The sequence below is a fragment of the Actinomadura sp. WAC 06369 genome (assembly GCF_003947565.1).
Lineage (GTDB): Bacteria > Actinomycetota > Actinomycetes > Streptosporangiales > Streptosporangiaceae > Spirillospora > Spirillospora rifamycini.
The window spans coordinates 1-2576 of the sequence record NZ_QHJN01000342.1 but is presented as its reverse complement, the minus strand read 5'-3'; the positions used below and the strand labels follow the sequence as shown (position 1 = coordinate 2576).

Annotated in this window: 2 protein-coding genes; both read left to right on the top strand. The window is 59.7% G+C overall.

Annotated features, from left to right (window positions below):
• On the top strand, nucleotides 1-1417 hold a 1417-nt coding region (locus tag DMH08_RS40690), incomplete at its 5' end, for a hypothetical protein (protein ID WP_199748234.1).
• Nucleotides 1417-2376, top strand: coding sequence for a hypothetical protein (locus DMH08_RS39255; RefSeq protein WP_125621324.1), 960 nt, complete (start codon nucleotides 1417-1419; stop codon nucleotides 2374-2376). The genes DMH08_RS40690 and DMH08_RS39255, both read left to right, overlap by 1 nt.
• Nucleotides 2377-2576 lie beyond the last annotated feature (200 nt).

Genomic DNA, 2576 nt, shown 5'->3' with positions numbered 1-2576 from the left:
CCCCGCAAGAGCTTCGGGCGAGGCCCCCCGCCAGGCGGAGATCCCCGCCCACATCCCCGAATGGATGCTCCGCGACCACCAGCAACCGGCAACCCAAGCAGTCCGCACCTCCCACGAACGCACCCCCGAGCTGGTAGGCGCCCGCCACCCCGAAATCACCAACAACGGCCCCTCGTCGGGATCTTCTCGGCCATCCAATAATCCCGAAGCCACCGACTCCACACTCTCGAGCGACAATGGCCCCGAACGGTCTACCGGTCAGCTCGCGCCTCAAACGACATCCTCTCCAGAGACCACCATGCCCGGTGGCGGCGGCAACGCAGGTAGCGGCAACGGCCTTCCCGAAAATCCTCCGGATAACACAAAGAGCGACGATTTTGCGAACGCCGGGAACGCGGTCGGACAAAATGAGAATAACCTGCCACCTCCCAAGGTGGAGGCTGTCTGGAATCCACCGCAGTATGAACGTTCGGACACGATCGAAGCCGTCAGCGACCACGGTCGACCCGTGCCGATTTCCCGCATTCCGAACCTGGAGGCGAACACGAAGTATGAAGTTCACCAAAACGGAGTTCCTCGAAGTTACGCATACACGAGTCAATCCGACCCTGAAACCGGAAGAGTCCGAATCACACACATCGAGAACGCTGAGATCGACCCGGAAGCCTTTCGATCACCGGCACATCCTGACAACAACGTGGACCTCGCAAAACCAGAAGAGGGCGTGATCTACAAGATCACCAGAGAAAATGGCGAATCCGGCATTTATCAGGCCAAAGGGATTGTCGACCTGGGCTTCGACTCGACGATCGGCAAGCCTGGGCAGCTCGGTTACACGGACTCCAATGGTTATTACATCGACCACCATGGAAATGTCTACGTCGAGGTACCCCAATCACGTCGCTCCGTCATCGGATATCAAGAGGTTCGCGACCTCTCCGGGGACACCGAAAACATTTCCACCAATACCGGAATCACTCAGGACGTACTTGAACGCGTGCGGCGGCATCTGTTCTTCAAACAGCATGAAGTCGCGGTCGGCCCCGGGCAGACTCGAGTTGGGAATTTCAGTCCCATGCATCACATCGCCGAACTTTGGGCAGCCGCCAACGACGGCCCCCTCCTCGACTCACGGGAACAGTTCAGGCGATTGATCGCCCACGAGGCGATCGAGAGTATGCTGATGGAACGGGGTATTCCCTACCGGAGCAGCGATCCTGCGGGCTACACTCAGGGCGGGTATCGGCCCACGTATGAGCATTACGGGGCGCATGACCTCGCACCGGTCGAGGACCATAATAAGCCACCGTGGAGCCACTACATATTGCAAGGAAGGGCCGAGTTGGACATCGATCTCAGCGACGATCTGTCGAACGTCACCGAGATCGTCAACGCGATTGAGAGCGAATTGCCCTGATGAACACGAATGCGAAAGCTCTTCTCGGGCGCCTCCATGAGATCAACTGGCAGGACGCCGGGGCGATGGCCGTCGAGCATGAGAAGTCCCGTGTACAACTCCTGCTCGAGTACCTTCGCCGGGCGGCCATCTGGGGCAGGGAAATCGGCCCCCTGACGGATGAGCGCGCAGCCCTCCTGGAAAGCCTTGGCATCTCCGCCCACTCGTGGCCTTTTTACGACTTCGCGGCCATGATGAATCCTTCGGTTCGCGCCACCGCCGAACAACTGGACCATCTCAGAACAGCCATTCCATATACGTTCGGCTCACCGACGCTGCACGCATGTGAAAACGCCCTTCATCTGGCGACCCTGAAGGATCAGGGACTACAACAAGGCGAATTGCCAGATCCTTTTGAACCCCTGATTCTCCTGTTCGAGCGGGGCGGCGGGTTCACCGTGGACGGGACCGGCTTTATAAACCTTCATCCGGTTTCCATCAAGCAAGGCAAGCCGTCAGACCATCTCAGCAGCACTCCGGTCGCGCCGATGGACAAATCCGGGCTGGATGAGTTGGACGGCATCATCGCGGGTGAACCGCGGCTGCAGATCGCCAGGACCTGGGATTCCTTCGAGCCTGATGGAACTCCCGGCGTCGACCGCCCTCCCATCGCGCCGCCCGAGCGAGAGCCCTTGGTGCGATATCTGGAGCACGCCCACGTCGTGGTCTCGTCTCGCCGCAAGGACCCCGACCTGCTCGACCCTTCTCGCGCCCCGCACGTCCCGCGTACTTACCACACTGATGGCACATGGATCTGGCCCGGCGAGGTCGGCTATTACCTTGACGTTCATTCCGTGCCACCCCAGCCTGAACTCGTGGAACACGCCCGAGGACAAGACTTCCGCATACCAGACCTTGACGAACGCACCAGGGCGAGGGTTCTCGCGGCCATCGCCAAGCATAAAGATGCCCAACGCTAGAGATGCAGCAATTACCGAACGAAATTGCATCGAAGACAGCACGGTTCCGCCACGAACATTATGTCACCTCAAGAGCTGTGCTGTTTTGCGTCGGGCTTCGAATGGTTTGCAGATGATCGCGGATGGCTGGGGAGGGTTGGGTGTCGCGGGATGTGGTGGCGCTGGTTGAGGGGAAGCCTGATGTGGGGGCTGTTGTGGCG

Excerpts from the sequence above, each read along its gene's own strand:
- DMH08_RS39255 (WP_125621324.1), top strand. The coding sequence starts at position 1,417 with ATGAACACGAATGCGAAAGCTCTTCTCGGGCGCCTCCATGAGATCAAC.